The 18,679-nt window shown below is 51.9% G+C and carries 15 protein-coding genes; 12 read left to right on the top strand and 3 right to left on the bottom strand.

The genetic code is table 11. From position 1 onward, the window contains the following. Positions 1-176: 176 nt before the first annotated feature. A complete protein-coding gene (locus EDC56_RS01200; RefSeq protein ID WP_123710709.1) occupies positions 177-1,943 on the bottom strand; it encodes an ABC transporter transmembrane domain-containing protein in 1,767 nt (588 codons plus the stop codon). Between the two features lie 187 nt (positions 1,944-2,130). Here EDC56_RS01200 and sbcD point away from each other — a divergent pair, with 187 nt between their 5' ends. Next, entirely contained in the window at positions 2,131-3,375 is a 1,245-nt protein-coding gene (gene sbcD, locus EDC56_RS01195) for an exonuclease subunit SbcD (protein WP_123710708.1), read from the top strand. Next, a complete protein-coding gene (locus EDC56_RS01190; protein ID WP_123710707.1) occupies positions 3,372-7,067 on the top strand; it encodes an SbcC/MukB-like Walker B domain-containing protein in 3,696 nt (1,231 codons plus the stop codon). The genes sbcD and EDC56_RS01190 overlap by 4 nt, the downstream gene beginning before the upstream one ends. On the opposite strand, the gene ygfZ is transcribed toward EDC56_RS01190, so the two are convergent. Continuing rightward, a complete protein-coding gene (gene ygfZ, locus EDC56_RS01185) occupies positions 7,064-8,086 on the bottom strand; it encodes a CAF17-like 4Fe-4S cluster assembly/insertion protein YgfZ (RefSeq protein WP_123710706.1) in 1,023 nt (340 codons plus the stop codon). The two genes, EDC56_RS01190 and ygfZ, sit on opposite strands and share 4 nt — an antisense overlap. A gap of 195 nt (positions 8,087-8,281) precedes the next feature. Between ygfZ and EDC56_RS01180 the strand changes: the two genes are divergently transcribed. Together EDC56_RS01180 and EDC56_RS01175 are read left to right on the top strand one after the other, a co-directional pair. Beyond that, the gene (locus tag EDC56_RS01180; protein WP_123710705.1) at positions 8,282-8,539 is read left to right on the top strand and encodes an FAD assembly factor SdhE; all 258 of its coding nucleotides are present in this window, start codon (positions 8,282-8,284) and stop codon (positions 8,537-8,539) included. Beyond that, the gene (locus EDC56_RS01175; RefSeq protein WP_342770036.1) at positions 8,490-9,026 is read left to right on the top strand and encodes a protein YgfX; all 537 of its coding nucleotides are present in this window, start codon (positions 8,490-8,492) and stop codon (positions 9,024-9,026) included. The genes EDC56_RS01180 and EDC56_RS01175 overlap by 50 nt, the downstream gene beginning before the upstream one ends. Positions 9,027-9,128: 102 nt before the next feature. Here EDC56_RS01175 and nadB read toward each other — a convergent pair whose 3' ends face one another. Continuing rightward, positions 9,129-10,757, bottom strand: a complete 1,629-nt coding sequence (gene nadB / locus EDC56_RS01170; protein ID WP_123711720.1) for an L-aspartate oxidase — start codon at positions 10,755-10,757, stop codon at positions 9,129-9,131. A gap of 327 nt (positions 10,758-11,084) precedes the next feature. Between nadB and rpoE the strand changes: the two genes are divergently transcribed. The 8 genes from rpoE to EDC56_RS01130 all read left to right on the top strand — a co-directional run bounded on the left by rpoE (position 11,085) and on the right by EDC56_RS01130 (position 18,667). After that, the gene (rpoE, locus tag EDC56_RS01165) at positions 11,085-11,672 is read left to right on the top strand and encodes an RNA polymerase sigma factor RpoE (RefSeq protein WP_123711719.1); all 588 of its coding nucleotides are present in this window, start codon (positions 11,085-11,087) and stop codon (positions 11,670-11,672) included. 124 nt (positions 11,673-11,796) lie between these two features. Then, positions 11,797-12,411, top strand: coding sequence for a sigma-E factor negative regulatory protein (locus EDC56_RS01160; RefSeq protein ID WP_123710703.1), 615 nt, complete (start codon positions 11,797-11,799; stop codon positions 12,409-12,411). A 1-nt stretch (position 12,412) separates the two neighbouring features. Further along, a complete protein-coding gene (locus tag EDC56_RS01155) occupies positions 12,413-13,456 on the top strand; it encodes a MucB/RseB C-terminal domain-containing protein (RefSeq protein ID WP_123710702.1) in 1,044 nt (347 codons plus the stop codon). An 8-nt stretch (positions 13,457-13,464) separates the two neighbouring features. Further along, positions 13,465-13,938, top strand: coding sequence for a SoxR reducing system RseC family protein (locus EDC56_RS01150; RefSeq protein ID WP_123710701.1), 474 nt, complete (start codon positions 13,465-13,467; stop codon positions 13,936-13,938). 76 nt (positions 13,939-14,014) lie between these two features. Further along, positions 14,015-15,400, top strand: a complete 1,386-nt coding sequence (locus EDC56_RS01145) for a DegQ family serine endoprotease (protein WP_123711718.1) — start codon at positions 14,015-14,017, stop codon at positions 15,398-15,400. A 163-nt stretch (positions 15,401-15,563) separates the two neighbouring features. After that, positions 15,564-17,363: a translation elongation factor 4 gene (gene lepA / locus EDC56_RS01140; protein WP_123710700.1), complete on the top strand. Its 1,800-nt coding sequence runs from the start codon at positions 15,564-15,566 to the stop codon at positions 17,361-17,363. A 14-nt stretch (positions 17,364-17,377) separates the two neighbouring features. Continuing rightward, positions 17,378-18,253 (top strand): signal peptidase I, encoded by an 876-nt coding sequence (lepB, locus tag EDC56_RS01135; RefSeq protein ID WP_123710699.1) that lies wholly within the window; start codon positions 17,378-17,380, stop codon positions 18,251-18,253. Between the two features lie 51 nt (positions 18,254-18,304). Beyond that, a complete protein-coding gene (locus EDC56_RS01130; RefSeq protein ID WP_162844042.1) occupies positions 18,305-18,667 on the top strand; it encodes a DUF4845 domain-containing protein in 363 nt (120 codons plus the stop codon). Positions 18,668-18,679 lie beyond the last annotated feature (12 nt).

Genomic DNA, 18,679 nt, shown 5'->3' with positions numbered 1-18,679 from the left:
AATTTTCTACAATTATGTCGCCTAGGGGTGATATTAAGACCGAAATATTGAAGTATGCAATGAGAACATAATATATTTTGGAAACTTAGCGGAACTATTAACGATCGGTGACATCGTGTTGCAGATTTGTTACCGACTGACACATAAAAACTGAATATGCACACGTCAATTGATTTCTATTTTCCTGCTGCTTGCGTGTTTTGAAACTGTATTTTGACCAGTTTTTGGTACAGCGGCGAGGTTTCTAGCAGGCTCTGGTGATCGCCTTGGGCGACCACTTGGCCCTGATCGATGACGGCGATCTGATCGGCGTTCAGTATGGTCGACAGGCGGTGGGCGATGATTAGTGTGGTGCGGCCTTGCATCAACGGCTCTAACGCCTGCTGTACCTTTTGCTCGCTCTCTGCATCCAGTGCGCTGGTGGCTTCATCTAACAGTAAGATGTCAGGGTCGTTGAGGATGGCACGGGCGATGGCAATGCGTTGACGTTGTCCGCCAGAAAGACGAACGCCGCGTTCGCCGAGATAGCTTTGATAGCCCTCGGGCAGCTCGCTGATGAAGTCGTGAGCATGGGCGGCACGGGCGGCGGCCTCGACTTCGGCATCGCTGGCGTCGGGCTTGCCATAACGAATGTTGTAACGGACATCCTCGCTAAACAGTGCCGGTTGTTGTGCGACGAGGGCCATGTGGCTGCGCAGTTGCTGCGGTGTTAGCGTTGTTAAATCGTGGCCGTCGAGACTGATACTTCCCTGTTGTGGGTCGTAGAAACGTTGTAACAGCTCGAACACGGTCGACTTGCCGGCTCCAGAGGCGCCGACAAGGGCGAGGCTGCTACCTTCTTTAATATGCAAGTTGATATTGTTCAGCGCCGTCGTTTCGGGGCGTGAGGGGTAGTGAAAACAGACGTTTTTCAGGGTGAGTTCGGCCTTATTAATACGATCTGATACAGGCTCAGCAGGTGGGGCAATCTCAGCTTTGACCGCTAGCAACTCCAGCAGACGTTCGGCGGCCCCCACGGCTCTTAACACTTCACCATAGACTTCGGAGAGCGTCGCCATGGCGGCAGCCATCATCAGCGCGTAGAAGATGAAGGCCCCCAGCTCGCCACCGCTCATGGTGCCGTTGATGACGTCGTTACCGCCGATCCACAACATGGTTGTGATGGCGCCAAAGACGAGGCTAATGACGACAGTAATTAAGGTGGCACGCTGGCGGATACGACGCTTGGCGACGGTAAAGGCGTGTTCGGCGTCGCGGCCGAAAGCGGCCCGCTCATCGTCTTCCATGGTGTAGCTCTGCACTGTCTTAATATGCTCGATCACCTCACCGGCACGGGTACCGACATCGGCGATGGAATCCTGTGATTGTTTAGACAGTGTCCGTACTTTGCGACCAATCAGTAGGATCGGTAGTAACACGATAGGGGCGGCGATGAAGACGATGGTGGTGAGCTTCCAGTTTGTCGACAGCAGCATGATCAGAGAGCCGATCAGCATCAGTGAACTGCGCAAGGCCATGGAAAGCGATGAGCCGATGATTGATTGCAGTAGCGTGGTGTCGGTGGTGAGCCGCGACATGATCTCGCCACTTCTATTGGTCTCAAAGTAGCTGGGGTGTAGGGTTACAACGTGATTAAAGACAGCTTTACGAAGGTCAGCGCTGACACGCTCTCCGAGCCAGGAGACGAGATAAAAGCGGATAAAGGTACCGATCGCCATCAGGCCGATTAACACCATGGTGAAGATGAGGGCGTGATTAAGTTGTTCCGCTGAGCCACTGGCGAAACCGTCATCGATCAGCCTTTGCACGCCTTGGCCGATGCTGAGAGTGATACCGGCGGTAAAGATCAGTGCCGCCGCCGCCGCAATCATGGTTTTCTTGTAAGGGGTTAAAAAACGGCCGATGGAGACTGCGATCGCAAAACTAGAGCGAGATTTTGGCATGGCTATGTGGCGCCTATTGTTATCGTTAGTTGCCTAATATGGGTATAGAAGCAGCAGCTTTCAATGTAATGAATGGTCGAAACACTATTCACTGTCACGTAGCCCCACCTGAATGCGTGGTTTCACGGTTGGCGCTACAGTCAGTTGCTCTAGCTATGTTAGTCTATGACGCTTTGCGGCGATTAACATGCGTTTACTCCATACCTCCGATTGGCACTTAGGCCAATCTTTTATGTCGAAGAGCCGAGAGCGAGAGCATCGCGCGTTTTTTACCTGGTTGTTGACGACGATCGAGCAGCAGTCTGTCGACACGCTGGTGGTGGCCGGTGACATCTTTGATACGGCGACGCCGCCCAGTTATGCGCGTAAGCTTTATCTTCAGCTGATGGTGCAGCTCGAACAGTCGACAGTGAGCAACGTGGTATTCATTGGTGGCAATCATGATTCGGTGGCGGTGCTGCATGAGTCGCGCGAGCTATTGGCTTGCCTCAACATTCACGTTGTCGGTGGCGTGCTGTCATCACCTGAAGAGCAGGTGATTACGCTCAGTGATCGTGATCAGCAGCCAATTGGCTTGCTGTGTGCCGTGCCGTTTATTCGCCCGCGCGATGTCTTGTTGGCGCACTCGGGTGAGAGTGCCGAGCATAAAAAACAGGCGTTGATGACGGCGATTGCGGCACATTATGAGAGCTTGTTCAGCGTTGCGCAGCAGCGACAAGCTGAATGGCGGGAGCAGGGTGTCGCGCTGCCGATTATCGCCACAGGCCATCTGACCGTGATGGGGGTTCAGCTCAGTGAGTCGGTGCGTGAAATCTACATCGGCAGCCTAGAGGCCTTTCCTGCCAAGTTATTGCCGGAGGCCGATTATATTGCGCTTGGGCATATTCATCGAGCGCAGAAGGTCGCCAAGACAGAGCATATCCGTTATAGCGGCTCACCGATTCCGTTGAGCTTTGACGAGCTTAATGCCCAGAAGGTCGTGCATTTGGCGGCGTTCGACGAGGATAGGCTCGGCTCGGTGGTTTCACTGCCGATCCCCTGCTTCCAGCCCATGGCAGCGCTCAGTGGTGACTTGCAAGCGCTGCAGACGTCTATTGATGCTTTGGATCTTGCGGACTTGGTGCAGGGGCAGAATTATTGGTTAGAAGTTGAGGTGTGCGATGAGGAGTATCTGGCAGACCTTCCACAGCGCCTCGAGCAAATGATTGACGGCCGTGCCATCGAGGTGTTGCGAACCAAGCGTCGTCGTCAGTTTCAGCCGAGCTTGTCGGCATCGGAGGGGCAGAGTCTGAATGAGCTGAGCGTTTACGAGGTTTTCGATCGACGCCTTGCCGAAGAGTCACTGGATGATGCGTTAAGCGGAGAGCTAAAGATGCTGTATCGTCAATTGGTCTCAGAGTTACACGACGAACAGCAGGGCGAGACAAGATGAAAATATTGAGCCTGCGTTTTAAGAACATCAATTCGATTAAGGGTGAGTGGAAAATTGACTTTAGCTCGCCAGAGTTTGCCGATAACGGCCTGTTTGCGATAACAGGTCCGACCGGCTCGGGTAAATCGACGCTGCTGGACGCGATCTGTCTTGCGCTGTATCACCAGACGCCGAGGCTGAAGGTCTCCGCGAGTAGCAATCAGCTGATGACTCGTCATACCGCAGAGAGCTTGGCGGAGGTGGAGTTTGAGGCGCAGGGCAAACGTTACCGAGCGTTTTGGAGTCAGCGTCGTGCGAGGGGCAAGTCTGATGGTCGCCTACAGGCACCGCTGGTTGAGCTCGCCGATGCAGAGGGGAAAATCCTCAGCGACAAAATTGCCGATAAGTTACAGCAGATCGAAGCCCTTAGCGGCCTAGACTTTGCTCGCTTCACCAAGTCGATGTTGTTAGCACAGGGCGGTTTTGCCGCCTTTCTGAATGCTGATGCTAACGAGCGTGCTGAGCTATTGGAGGAGTTGACGGGAACGGAGGTATACGGTCAGCTTTCCATGCAGGCATACGAGCGCCGTCGCGATGAAAAGGAGGCGCTGGAGTTGTTGCGAGCCCGGCTCGAGGGTGTTGCCTTGCTGGGGCAGGAGGAGCGGCAGCTGCTCACAGAACAGTTGTCGCAGGCGGAGGCGGCGACGAAAACATGGCGGCAAGAACAGTTGGGCTTGGAGCAGAAGCTGCAGTTACAGCAGCAGACCGAGATGGCAGAGCAGCGCTGGCGAGAAGCAGAGCAGGCGGTCATAGCCGTTAATGAGACGGCTGCGGGTCATGCAGACGCATTAAAAGTGTTGCAGCGCGCTGTGCCGGCGCTGGAAATACAGCCTATCTTTCAGCGTTACCAAAATACCGTGCAAGTGCAGCAGCAGGGGGAGCAGCAACGACAGTTGTTAGTTGCTCAATCTGGGCAGCTTGAGCAGGCGCTAGTGCAATCAACCGGCGCGCTTACTGTCGCCACCAATCAATTGCAGCAGAAAGAGCGGCAGCATGCCGAACTTGAGTCCCTGTTGGTGGAGCAGGTTGTGCCATTAGATGGGCAGATTAGCGCCGTGCTGGCAGATCTTGACCGTCTTAATGCTGAGCAGGCGACAGCCAAAGGTGAGCGGGAGCAGGTGATTGCTCAACAGCCTGATGCCGAGCAGCGGCATCAGGAAAATTTGCAGGCGTTATCTAAAGCGGAGGCTTACATTGATCTGCACGCTGGTGACGCGGAGCTGTCGACACAGTTGTCACTGTGGTCTGAGTTGTGTGAGCGTAGGCAGCGTGGCTATCAATTAAAGCAGACGCTGAGTAGCGAGTGCGATGGCATTGAGGTGAGTGGGCGACAGTTGCAGGCGAGCCTACAGCAGCACCGACAGCAGCAGCAACAGGTTGAGCAGGAGCTCGACAACCTCAAGATACAGCGAGCAGACCAGGAAAATAAAGTTGCGGCAGTATTATCGGGTCAGTCTGAGCAGCAGTGGCGTCAACAGTTTGAGCTGTTGTCGCAGCGTCAGTCAAGCTTGCAGCAGCAAGCTGCGCTTGTTAAGCGTTACCAGCAGCAGCAACGGTCGCTGGTGGAATCGCAGGCAGGACTGCAGTTGCTAACAGAGCAGGGGCAGGCGGTAACAAAGCAAGTTGAGGTGCAGCGAGCTCTATTGGTCGAGCAAGAGCGGCGCCAACAAACGCTGCAGCAATTGCTGGCAAGTGAACAGCAGGTGGAGAGTCTTAGTCTACAGCGTCAGCAACTAATTGACGGTGAGCCTTGCCCCTTATGTGGCAGTGAGCAGCACCCTTATGTCGATGAGACCTTAGCCGTTGATGCGAGTGAGACGCGCAGAGCTTTAACCTTGCTTGAGGACGAGCTACTGCAGCAGCGTCACCGTCAGTCGGGCTTAGAGGCTGAGGCAGCAGAGAAACGCACGGACTATCGTCATCAGCAGCAGGCTATTGAGCGTACGGAGCAAGAGCTGAACGTGCTACGAGAGGAGTGGTCGTTGCTGGGTGAAGGTGTTGCCCTCGAACAGGCACAGCCAGAGCTTGAGTTAGCGAAACTCGAGGTGCAACGCTCACAATGGCGGCAACAGGATGAGCAGCTACAGCAGCTGAATGATGTTTTAAAAACACTTCAGCATAGTGAGGAAGCGTCTCGACAATTACAGCAATCTACGGCTATTGCGCTAGAGCGTTTACAAGGCGAGCAGCAGGCTCTGACGCAGCGACAACAACAGTGCGAGAAACAGCTACACGATGTGCTTGGTGATATTGCCGAGCTAGAGTATCAGTTAGCAGAGAGTACAGCAGACCACCGAGTGGATGGGACGCTGCCCTCGTTGCAGGCACAAGCCACATGGTTATCGACTTTAAGTCAGCGTGCGCAAGACTATCAGCGCACTGTTGAATCGCAGCGGTTGTTGCAAGATAAGCGGCTGGCCGTTGATGCTGAAATAGCTAACCTGAAGCAACAGGCTGGGGTTAAAGAGCAGGTTTTGCAGCGTCTGCAGCAACAGCAGAAAGAGCTGGGTGAAAATTTGCGGGTGTTGCGTGCTAGGCGACAAGTGTTGTTTGCCGACCGTGAGGTGGCTGTTGCGCGAAGACAGAGTCGCGATGAGGTCTCTGCAGCACAACAAGAGCGGCAGGACCATGCAGCGCAGCAGCAGAGCAGTGCGCAGGCGTTAGATACGCTAAAGGGGCAGTTGGCAGAGACGACAGCGGGGCTCGAGCGTGTGGCTGCCGATTTAAGTGCAACGCAAGAGAGTTGGCAGCAGGCGTTAGCGAAGAGCCTTTTCGTTAACGAGGGCGATTTTACCGCCAGTCTAATCAGCGCAGAGCAACGCGATCAGCTTCAGGCGCTGCAAGACCAGTTGCAAGTACAGCAGGCAGAAGCTGAGGCCACCATGAAGGCTGCATTGGATCATTACCAGCCACTGCAAGCGCGCCTTACGCTGCTAGTGGAGGCTGCAGACTTTACAGTGCAGCAAATACCCCAGTTGGCTGAGCAGTGGCGCGTTGAGTTGACTGAGGCGGGTGAGAAATTACAGCAGTCAATGGCGTCGGCTGCCGGTGCGCAGCAGCGTTTGGCCGAGGATGCGCTACGGCAAGAGCAGCAACAAGCGTTATTGCAGCAACTCGCTGACCAGCAACAGCAATACGATGTTTGGTCGCGGATGAGTGGATTGATTGGCTCTGCCGATGGCGCACGGTATCGGCGCTTTGCCCAGGGACTGACACTGGACAATTTGATTGCTCTCGCTAATCGTCGTCTACAGGTGTTGCATGGGCGCTATCGACTGAGCCGCCAGCCAGGTGAGCAGTTGAGTCTGGAGGTGATCGATAGCTGGCAAGCCGATGTCGCTCGTGACACTAAGACGCTATCCGGGGGTGAGAGCTTTTTGGTGAGTCTTGCGCTGGCCTTGGCGCTGTCTGACCTAGTGTGTCACCGCACCCGTATTGATTCGTTGTTTCTGGATGAAGGGTTTGGCACGCTTGACGCGGAGACGCTTGATATCGCCCTGGATGCCCTGGATAACCTGAATGCAAGTGGCAAGATGATCGGTGTGATCTCACATGTTGAGGCTTTAAAGGAGCGAATACCGGTGCAGATTAAGCTGCGTAAAGGGGGCGGCCTTGGCTATAGCCGACTGGCCGACCACTATCGCTTCGCTTAGTCGTCAGCGGGAATGTCGTAGGGTAGGGGCAGCAGTTTGAGCTGCTGACGTTGTTGCCCAGCAGGCTGATCGAAGACCGCATCGGCGGCAACCGCCGCAACGGTGATGCAGGCGAGGCCCTCTTGCTGTTCACCGCTGCGACAGCTCTGCAGCATGTTACCGATCGACTGCTCGCCGTCTGTACCGAACAGCGGTGCGCCTGAATCAGGCAGTGATGGGGCGGAGACCCGGTACATATGGCGTTTTAGCTTACCGCGATACTGCATTCGAGCGACCACTTCCTGGCCGGTGTAGCAGCCTTTGGTAAAGTTGATGCCGCCATTAAGTTGCATGTTGAGGTGCTGAGGAATCAGTAGCTCAGTGGTGTTGGCATCAACCGTGGCGAAGCCGGAGGCGATGATGGCGCGATCCCAGTGCGAACTATTGGCAAGGTGGAGTTTGTCGTTGAGTATGCCCCAGATTTCACTGAGCTTGTCAGCTGGCGTCCAAAGCTCGTATAGGCCTTGCTCGTTGAGTTGCAGCAGCTTGAGATCGCCATTGATGACCTGTTGCTCGGGGCCTGCTGGGAGCTGTTCAAACAAGGTGCCGCAGACGCTCGCAATTTTATTGGTTTGAATGCCGATGCAGGCGGTATCGGAGTCGAGGGCCGCTTCCGCCTTGGAGAAAACAATATACTTGCTCAGCTGCTTGATGAGCGCAGCAGCGCCGCCACTATCGCTGGCCATACAGAGGTGCTCATCGTGCCACTGTGAGAGCCAGAAGTTACCGATTACTCTGCCTTTTGGGGTGCAATAGCCGCCGCTGCACAGCTTCTCTTGATTGATCGCTTGTACGTCGCAGGTTAGCTGGCCCTGTAGAAAGGTCTTACTGTCCACGCCCTTAATGGTAACGATGCCGCGTCGGTTGATGAGGGTGAAAAACTCATCGGCTATGGTTTCTTGGCTGTTTTTAAAGTGAATGTCGCCGAACGTGTCGATATCGCCGTTGATCGACTGGATCATAGTGGTTGGCTCAGTCATGGTATGAAGCTTCCATCGTCGTTGTGTTGTCGCTACACCGCTGACAAGTTTGTGTCGGTAAAGAGCGGAGAGACGCTGAATGATGGCGGTATGATAAAGCTAAACGACGAGGGTGTCAGCTTGTATGCATATTTGCCCAGCAGGTTGTGTATAATGCGCCGTCGAAAGTTTTATATTATGCATTAGGGGCCAGAGATGATTTCGGAAACAGAATACAAGCGTATTGGTTGGCACAGCCGTCGTGGGATGTTGGAATTGGATCTTGTATTGGGGCCTTTTTACCGAGATCAGCTGCTCAAGCTGGCGGATAGTGAGCAGCAGCTCTATATTAAATTGCTCACCTGTGAAGATCAGGATATGTTTCGTTGGTTTCTGAAGGCGGAGCTGCCAGAGGACCCGGAAATTGCCACGATCGTCAAACTCATCCTCGAACATAACAGAAGCCTCGCTTAGCCAAGGCTGCTACTCCCTTATCGCATCGCGCAGCCTAAGGGCTGCTTACTTGGCGGCCTTACTGGCTGCCCTGCTAACAACTGTCGCCGCTGGTCTGCCGCTTTCTATCCTGCTTCCTGTGTTGCTGGTGGTGCTCGCTCTCGGTTTGAGGGAGCTGCAGGGTTTTAGTGTGGCAGGGGGGCGATACCCTTGTCAGATCACATATTCTCAGCAGCGCTGGTCGTTTGACTATCTCCCTAGCCAAGAACAAAAAAAACACAGCAAGGCCTTATTTAGTGTTCCGGTTGAGTGTGCAGAGGAGCATTTTATCTGTCGGTGGTTTGTGTTGTTAAAATATCGGCGAATAGAGGGGGGCGAGCTACCGAGTTGTTGGGCATGGTTGATGCCTCGGGCCTACTGCTGGCGCTATCTCTTGGTCGTAGCCGATAGCATGCCAGCACAGAGCTTTCATCGATTTCGTTTGGCGGTAAGGTTTTATTCCAGTTAGTGCCATTCGAGCAGGCGGCAGTCTATTTAATTACGCAAGGCAATTACAGTTATCACCTCATGCCTTGCTGTGGCCATGGCTTTCGTTGGTGGAGCTTTTTTTCTAGCGTGATGAAGAGGGCTCAGGTTTGAGAATGGTGTCGCGCAACACGTCATCAGTATCGGGGTAGTCCAAGGTGTAGTGTAGCCCTCGGCTTTCTTTGCGTGCGATCGCGGAGTGGATAATCAGTTCTGCGACTTGTACTAAGTTTCGCAACTCAAGTAAATCGTTTGAAACTTTGTAGTTGCTGTAGTATTCAGCGATTTCCTGTCGCAATAATTTGACGCGATTGAGTGCACGCTGTAGACGTTTGTCGGTACGGACAATGCCGACGTAATCCCACATGAAGCGGCGTAGCTCATCCCAGTTATGGGAGATTACTACATCCTCATCGGAATCGGTAACCTGTGATTCATCCCACGGGGAGGCCTGTTTGGGGTGGGGGGTTGTACCGATGTTCGCTAGGATATCGTCTGCTGTGGAGCGACCGTAGACAAGACACTCAAGAAGCGAATTGCTGGCCAAGCGGTTGGCGCCATGCAGGCCAGTGAATGTGGTTTCACCGATTGCGTAGAGGTTGGCAACGTCAGTCTGGCCGCAGTGATTAACCATCACGCCACCACAGGTGTAATGTGCTGCAGGAACTACAGGGATAGGCTCTTTGCTGATATCGATGCCAAGTTCAAGGCAGCGCTTCATGATGGTCGGAAAGTGGCTACGTAAAAACTCGGGGCTTTTATGGCTGATGTCGAGGTAAACGCAATCCTCGCCCAGGCGCTTCATCTCATGATCAATGGCGCGAGCGACGACGTCGCGAGGTGCGAGCTCAGCTTTCTCGTGAAAGCGCGACATGAAACGTTCGCCATTGGCGAGTTTCAATATAGCTCCCTCGCCTCGTAGTGCTTCGCTGACCAAAAAGGACTTGGCCTGAGGGTGATAGAGGCAGGTAGGGTGAAACTGGTTGAATTCCATGTTGGCGACGCGGCAGCCAGCGCGCCATGCGATAGCGATACCATCGCCACTTGCCCCGTCAGGGTTTGAGGTATAAAGGTAAACTTTACTGGCTCCGCCGGTTGCGAGCACGGTGAACTTAGATTGGTAGAGTTCGACGTGACCACTGGACCTGTTAAGTACGTAGGCGCCAGTACAGCGTCGTGGAATTGCGCTTTCGTCGATAACAACATCGACGGCGACACGGTTGGTCAGTAGGGTGATGTTAGGGTGTTTGGCCGCGAGCTCGGTGAGCGTGGTGGAGACGGCCCGGCCTGTCGCATCGGCACTGTGAATGATGCGTCGATGGCTGTGGCCACCTTCTTTGGTCAGATGGAAATCGGCGATACCCATGCGTTTCTTGTCTTCGCGACGGCTAAAGTTGACCTGGCTGTCGATCAGCCACTCAATCGCCTCACGGCTGTGGCGTACGGTAAAGTCGACGGCACTGCTACTGCACAGGCCGGCACCGGCTGTTAAGGTGTCGTTGACGTGCTTCTCTATACTGTCGTCGTCATCGAGCACGGCAGCAATACCACCCTGTGCGTAGAACGTACTGCCACCGTTCAGTTCGCCCTTGCAGATGACGGCAACTTTGCAACTTTTGGCGAGTTGGAGGGCGGCGGTTAGGCCGGCGGCGCCACTGCCAATAACGAGAATGTCTGGCTGCAGTTCTTCTGATCTTTTATCGCGACTGTTCATCGATTTAACTTCGGTCATATTATTGAGGGTGGTAGGACTGCATTTATTTTGCAGAGACTATATTTTCATCGTGCATATGAGGCTAAAATCGCTGGCTAGTATATACAATCTAGCTGACGCTGTAGAGTTCTACCGTCATTTGATTGGCCGCAGGCTGGCCTTGTGGTGAATTGTAGAGCTTGCGGTAAGTGTTGGTAGGCTTGCGGTAGAGAGAAAAATCGCGTGTTATTGAACTTAATAGTGTGACGGGCGTCTATATAGATAAGACCGAAGTCGATCGGAGTAAAACGTTATCATCAAATTACCGTGGCTGGGGGAGCTGTTGCATTGAGTGGCAACGATGAAGACCGCCAGTTAGTTAAACGAGTACAGCAGGGCGATAAGTCAGCTTTCGATATGTTGGTGTTGAAGTATCAACATAAGGTGCTGTCTGTGATTGGGCGTTACGTCCGAGACCAGTCTGAGTGTCAAGATGTGGCGCAAGAGGCTTTTATCAAGGCTTATAGAGCGCTGCCTAAATTTCGTGGCGATAGTGCTTTCTATACTTGGTTGCACCGTATTGCGATTAATACGGCGAAGAATTTCCTTGTGTCGCAGGGCCGAAGGCCACCTGCGAGTGACTTAGAGTCAGATAGTGAAGCGGTGATGGCTGATGCTGCGTTGCAGGATCAATCGACACCTGAAAACGAGCTATTCTCGATGGAGTTGCAGCGTGCTGTTCACGAAGTACTGAAATCGCTGCCTGAAGAATTGAGAGCGGCGTTAACATTACGTGAGTTCGATGGTCTTAGTTATGATGAAATCGCCGATATCTTACATTGCCCCGTTGGTACGGTAAGGTCGCGAATTTTCAGAGCGCGTGAGGCGATTGATAAGCGCATAGCGCCAGTTTATGGCGCTAAGGTGTTTAGTTGATGAAGGCTACTAATCAGTGCGAGGCATGGTGGATGAAGCGAGCGATTGTTAATAATAACTCAATTAACACTCTGTGGGCCCTGGAACTGTTAGGTGTAAATATTATGTTTTGTCGAGGTGGATTATGAGTAGCGACAAGTTTACGGAATCATTGTCAGCAGTTATTGACGGTGAAGCAGGGGAGCTTGAGTTTCGTCGAGTCGTCAAAGCGATGGCGACAGATGATGAGCTACGAGAGCAGTGGGCGAGAAAGCACTCACTGCGCATGGCTTTCAAAGGTGAGCCTGTTGGAAAAGACGCTTTAGCCGGTGATTTGAGTTTCGCAGACAGCATTAGTCAGGCTATCGAGGCTGAGTCAACGCACAGTAAAAACTGGCTCAAGAGCCTCCCTCTGGCTCGATTTGCAGTGGCAGCCTCTGTCATGGCTGGGGTATTAACAACGAGTTACTTGGTGAATACGCAGCAGGCATCCACTGCTGGAGGTGGCGTTAATCAGGTGGCTCAGCAGGCGGCGACACCACTATTGGGCGGCGGCTTAAAGGCTTCAACAGGACAACAGATGCAGGGTGGGGCGTCGCCTTTTGTTTCAGGCAATGTACGTAATGCTTCGGCGACAGCAGATGCCTTGGCTCGACAGCGCTTACAGTGGTATATGAATAGCCATGCTGAGCACTCAGCGTTGAACTCTGGTTACGGCATGATGCAATTTGCTCGTATGGTTGACGAAGGCGAGAATTAATATGGCGTTGAATCGGGGGCGGTGGGCAGGTTTGCTGCTATTGTCGGTTGCTTTACTTCCTGTTACAGCTAGCGCGGAAGCGGCTGTGAGTCCACGAGAGCGCCTCTCTCACATGGTGGAGGCGCTCCGAAATCTCGATTATAGTGGTGAATTCACTTTTGAACGTGGTGGCCAGCTGCAGGCGTTGCGTGTTGCACATCGCGTTGAAAACGGCGTGGAAAAAGAACGAATCCTCTTTCTTAATGGTGAGCATCGCGAGATTATCCGTGATGGACACAAATTGAGCTGTATCCACCCGGGACAGAAATTGGTGTCCTTACAGCAGCCAATAGATGCGGGTAAGTTTTTTGCTGGCGAACAGGTCGCAGACTACGATATTCAAAGTTATTATCGTGTTGTGGTGAGTGGTCGCGCCAGAATCGCCGACCGTGATGTGGTAAAGATCACTGTTGAGCCAAGAGATGCTTATAGGAATGGCTATCAATTCTACCTCGATAAAGAGCATAACATCCCGCTCAAATCTGTACTATTTAGCTCAGATGGACAAATACTCGAGCGTTTTCAATTTGTTTCGATTAGCTTCGATAGAGTAACGCCAAAGATGGTGGCACCGAGTGAGAACTCTTTCGTGCAGGCGCATCATCATACGCCTGAGGGCACGCAGGCGCTGGCTTCTAATGTGTCGATGCAGCCACAATGGTTGCCCGTAGGGTTTAAGGTTGCCGCTAGAAGTGTTGATCGTATCGCAGGCTATGGTGCAGAAGTAACAACTTATACTGATGGTCTGGCAACGCTGTCGCTTGTTGTCGAGCCGATCTCCTCAAGCGTTAAGGTACCGCAGGATCTTGAAGGTAAAGCACGCTTTGGTGGTACGGTGGCGTTGACGCGCACTTATTTTATCGGTCAGCAGGCTTTCCTGATTAGCGTTGTGGGCGAGGTGCCGGTAATTACCGCTGCAAAGGTTGCTCGCTCAGTGGTGTTACAATATAAAAAGCCGCAGCAGGCGGCAGATAAGCAGCCTGCGAAGAAGTCTGTGACACAGTAGGAGGTGCCGTGAACGAAGAGGCGAGAATTGTTGGTGTTGAGTCTGGGGAATTATGGTTAGCAACGCAGCGCCAGACTAGCTGTGCTAGCTGTGCTGCAAAAAATGGTTGTAGCCAGAAAGTGTTGTCAGAGTTAAGCAGCAAAGATGCGCACTTTATCAAGATCGATAATGATGGTCGTCACAATTATAGTGTGGGCGACGTGGTCGAAATATCTGTTGCAGGAGAGGCTATCGTTAAGGGCTCTCTGCAAATCTACAGCCTGCCTTTAGTGGTGATGATTGCCGGAGCGTTATTGGGTAACGGTATTGTCAGCGGTGATGCTGGCTCGATAAGTGGCGCCATCCTCGGCTTCACTCTTGGCTTGTTGATTAGTAAGCGTTTGATTAATAATGCTGCAAATTGTCGACGCTTACAGCCAAAATTGGTTGCTTGGCGAAGTGGGGCAGAAATGTCTACGTTGCAAGTGGTCGAACTTAAATAGAGCGTGTATCGCGCTCTGTTCTTTGCGTGTTTCTTATGTTATTCCCCCTATACCTTAACAATAAGAGGAAATGATGATGCGACTTATAGCTTCTATGCCTAAGTTGGTCGTACTGTTGTGCGCACTATTTACTTTCACATCAGTACAGGCTGGTCTGCCCGAATTCACGGGTATTGTTGAAGATAATGCGCCAGCTGTGGTGAAAATCAACACGCTTTATAAGGGGCGTCAAGGTGGCGCTCAGCTCAACCAAGTACCACGAGACGATGTGCCAGAAATATTTCGGCGCTTATTTGAGCAGCGTCAGCCTCAGCCACGCAGCGGTCAGGGCCTTGGCTCAGGCTTTATTGTTAGTTCAGATGGTTATATCTTGACGAATAATCATGTTGTCGATGGCGCGGACAGCATTACGGTAAGGATGACAGATCGTAGTGAATATGACGCGAAGGTGATTGGTGTCGACCCGCGTTCAGATTTGGCATTACTCAAGGTTGAGGGAAAAAACCTGCCGACGGTATCTTTCGCTGCAGATGACGAGCTGAAGGTGGGTGAGTGGGTGTTGGCGATTGGCTCACCTTTCGGTCTCGATTATTCGGTTTCTGCGGGTATCGTGAGCGCTATAGGGCGGAGTCTGCCTAATGAAAATAATGAGAATTATGTACCTTTTATTCAGACAGATGTAGCTATCAACCCCGGTAACTCAGGCGGCCCGTTATTTAATTTGGCGGGAGAGGTTGTAGGAATTAACTCGCAAATCTTCACCAATAGCGGTGGTTCGATAGGGTTGTCCTTCGCGATACCGAGTAGCTTAGCTAAGCAGGTGGTCAAACAACTTAAAGCGAAGGGGAGTGTCTCCCGGGGTTGGTTGGGTGTTGGTATTCAAGATGTCGATAAAGACTTGGCACGCTCATTTGGCCTAGATAAGCCTCGAGGCACCTTGATCAACTACCTTGAAGAAGGTGGGCCAGCAGAGCAGGCAGGTATTAAAGAAGGCGATATTATCATTGAGTTTAATGGCCGACAGATTTTGAGCTCAGGCGACCTGCCGCATGTGGTTGGTTTGATGGAGCCTGGTAGCAAGGCTAAGGTAAAGCTCATTCGCAGAAGTAAAGAAAAATCGCTGGTGGTGAAGGTCGGTAGCTTAGATGCTCAGGGCGCAATGACTGAGATAGGGCAAGTGGCTATGAGCCCGTTAGGTCTTTCAGTAGAGGCGCTTGATCAGCGTTTTGCTCGTCGTTGGCACCTAAGGGGCGGCGTGATCGTTAGCTCTGTCGATCCATCGGGGGTGGCAGCCCGCTCACACATTATGGTGGGTGATGTAATAACGGCGATTAATGGCTATAGCATTAAGGATGTCGATGATTTCGACAAAGTCGTGGCTAAGCTGCCGAAGAAAGCGTCGATTCCTGTGCGTGTTGTAAGAGAAGGGCGCCCGGGCTATGTTGCTATTCGCATTGATTAAAGGCTGAATGTTGCATGTTCTGGCGCATCTTTATAGGGATGAGTCAGAACTATGCAGGCATACATAGCCCGCAGCCTTGCAATCGGGTATGATGGCGCGTTTGGTAAAGGCGTGATTTATATATGCCGCCTTGCTATTAGATGTATACAGACTTGGTGACCGAGTGACAGATCTTACCCATATTCGCAATTTTTCTATTATTGCTCACATTGACCACGGCAAATCAACGCTGTCGGATCGTTTTATCCAGCATTGTGAAGGTCTTAGTGACCGTGAGATGAAGGCTCAGGTCCTCGACTCCATGGATATCGAGCGAGAGCGTGGTATCACGATCAAGGCGCAGAGCGTGACGCTCGATTATAAAGCGCGCAATGGTGAGGTTTATCAGTTGAACTTTATCGATACGCCGGGGCATGTCGACTTTTCTTATGAAGTGTCGCGCTCCTTATCGGCCTGTGAGGGTGCTTTACTCGTGGTGGATGCTGCGCAGGGTGTCGAGGCGCAATCGGTGGCCAACTGTTACACGGCTATCGAGCAAGGCCTAGAAGTTGTGCCGATCTTAAATAAGATGGATCTGCCGCAGGCCGAGCCCGATCGTGTCGCTCAAGAGATTGAAGAGATAATCGGCATTGATGCGATGGAGGCCTGTCAGGTCAGTGCCAAATCGGGTATGGGTATCGAGGATGCTCTCGAGACCATCGTGCGCGAGATACCATCGCCTGTGGGTGATGTAGATGCCCCTCTACAGGCGCTTATCATCGACTCATGGTTTGATAATTATCTTGGCATTGTCTCTCTGGTGCGCGTCATGCAAGGGACGATAAAAGCGAAGGATAAGATCATCGCTAAGTCTATTGGTAAAGCGCAAATTGTTGATAATGTCGGCATATTCACTCCTAAGCGGGAACAGCGTGACAGCCTTAAAGCGGGTGAGGTTGGTTATATCATTGCCGGTATTAAAGACATTTATGGCGCGCCTGTCGGCGATACCATCACGCACCTGAAGACAGAAGATGTCGATGTGTTGCCGGGTTTCCAAAAGGTGAAGCCGAAGGTTTTCGCCGGTATGTTTACGGTAAGCTCTGATGATTATGAGGATTTTAGAGAGGCGCTGGCTAAATTAACGCTAAATGACGCCTCACTCTTCTATGAGCCTGAAGTTTCTGATGCGCTAGGCTTTGGCTTTCGCTGCGGTTTCCTCGGTATGTTGCACATGGAAATTATCCAAGAGCGGCTAGAGCGTGAGTATGATATTGACCTTATTACAACGGCACCGACAGTAGTATACGAGGTCGTTGATAGGCAGGGTAATGTAACGAAAATAGACAATCCGTCTAAGTTGCCCGACCCAGGTAGCCTCGAGGCTATGCGCGAGCCGATTGTCGAGGCGAATATCCTCGTACCCAATGAGTATGTCGGTAACGTCATTACGCTCTGTGTCGAAAAGCGTGGTGTACAGAAAGATATGCAATTCATCGGTAACCAGGTCTCAATCAGCTATGAGCTGCCGATGAGTGAGGTGGTCTTGGACTTCTTCGATCGTTTGAAGTCTACCAGCCGCGGATTTGCCTCCCTAGATTATAACTTTGTACGTTTTGAAGAGGCTAAATTGGTAAAGCTGGATGTATTGATCAATGGTGACAAGGTCGATGCATTGGCGTTGATTATCCACCGAGATCAGGCCCAGCATCGTGGTCGCTTGTTGGTCGAGAAAATGAAAGAGTTGATTCCTAGGCAGATGTTTGACGTTGCTATACAGGCGGCGATTGGCGGGCAGATCTGTGCGCGTTCGACGGTTAAGGCAATGCGTAAGAACGTCACGGCAAAGTGTTACGGCGGTGATGTCAGCCGTAAGAAGAAACTGCTAGAAAAACAGAAGGCCGGTAAGAAGCGTATGAAGCAGGTGGGTAATGTTGAAATCCCGCAGAGTGCTTTCCTCGCTGTGCTGAAAGTTGATAATTAAGATAAGAAGGACTTATGGATATTAATTTCCCCTTAGTAATGGTCGTGTTAGTTTTTGTCGGCGCAACTATTTGGCTGCTAGATATTTTGCTCTGGGCCGGCAAGCGTAAGGCGAGGGTTGCGGCTCTCGAGAAGCAGTACCCTAATCGTAACGATGAGGGCAGCGAAGACGCTCGCAACTATCGCGCAGCGTTTGAAGTCGCTGGTAAAGAGCCTATTGCCGTTGAGTACAGCAAGTCGCTGACCCCCGTGCTGGCGCTGGTTTTGATACTACGCTCATTTATTATTGAACCGTTCCAGATCCCTTCTGCATCCATGGTGCCGACGCTAGAGGTGGGTGACTTTATCTTGGTGAACAAATTTACCTATGGCCTGCGTCTACCGGTTGTACGTAATAAAGTTTGGGAAAATAATGAGCCAGAGCGTGGCGATGTGATGGTTTTCTTCCCTCCACATGACCCGCGCTATTTTATTAAACGCGTCGTCGGCGTGCCTGGCGATGTGATTGAGTATCGTGACAAAACACTGTTTATTAATGGCGAAGAACAGCAGCAAGAACTCGTGGCACGTATGCCTGTTACACGCCCTGAGTATGCGGACTTGTCTGAAAATTTGAACGGTGTAGAGCACATTGCTCGTGCCCACCTGCGTCGTAGCCCTGATTTCACGCGCAGCCCAGATTGCGTGGCTGCTCAGAAGCCCAACTTTACTGTGACAGTAAAGCCGGGTCATTACTTTATGATGGGCGATAACCGAGATAATAGTAGTGATAGTCGTTGCTGGGGCCAGGTACCGGAAGAGAACATCGTTGGTCGAGCCTTTGCGATTTGGATGCATAAGGACCCAGGCTTTACGCTACCGACTTTTTCTCGTGTTGGCTCTATTGACTGATAGTTAGCTCGTAGCCTTACGACACTTTTAACACTAAATAGGATGGTTGAAATGTATAAACGTCAGCAAGGGTTATCGTTATTGGGCTGGATTGTTATTGTTTTTGTCGCTGCAGTCTTTGCTACCGCGGCGATTAAGCTCGGGCCTAAGTATGCGGAGAACTACACGATCACCTCGATTGTTGAGCGTGTGGCAGCAAGCTCGGCGGCTAATAGCAAGGGGCAGCTGCGGGCTGAAATTCAAAAGAACTTTAATGTCAGCATGGTGACTGAGCTCAAGGCTAAAGACATTAAGATTGAAACTATCAAGGGCGGTTACTCACTCGACCCTAGCTATGAAATTCGAGTGCCGTTTTTGTATAATATTGATGTTGTCCTAAAGTTTGAAGACAGCGTTATTGAGATGAAAAAGTAAATTAAGCAGGTA

The organism is Sinobacterium caligoides, from assembly GCF_003752585.1.
GTDB classification, from domain to species: domain Bacteria; phylum Pseudomonadota; class Gammaproteobacteria; order Pseudomonadales; family Sinobacteriaceae; genus Sinobacterium; species Sinobacterium caligoides.
This window is presented reverse-complemented; position numbering and strand designations above follow the sequence as displayed.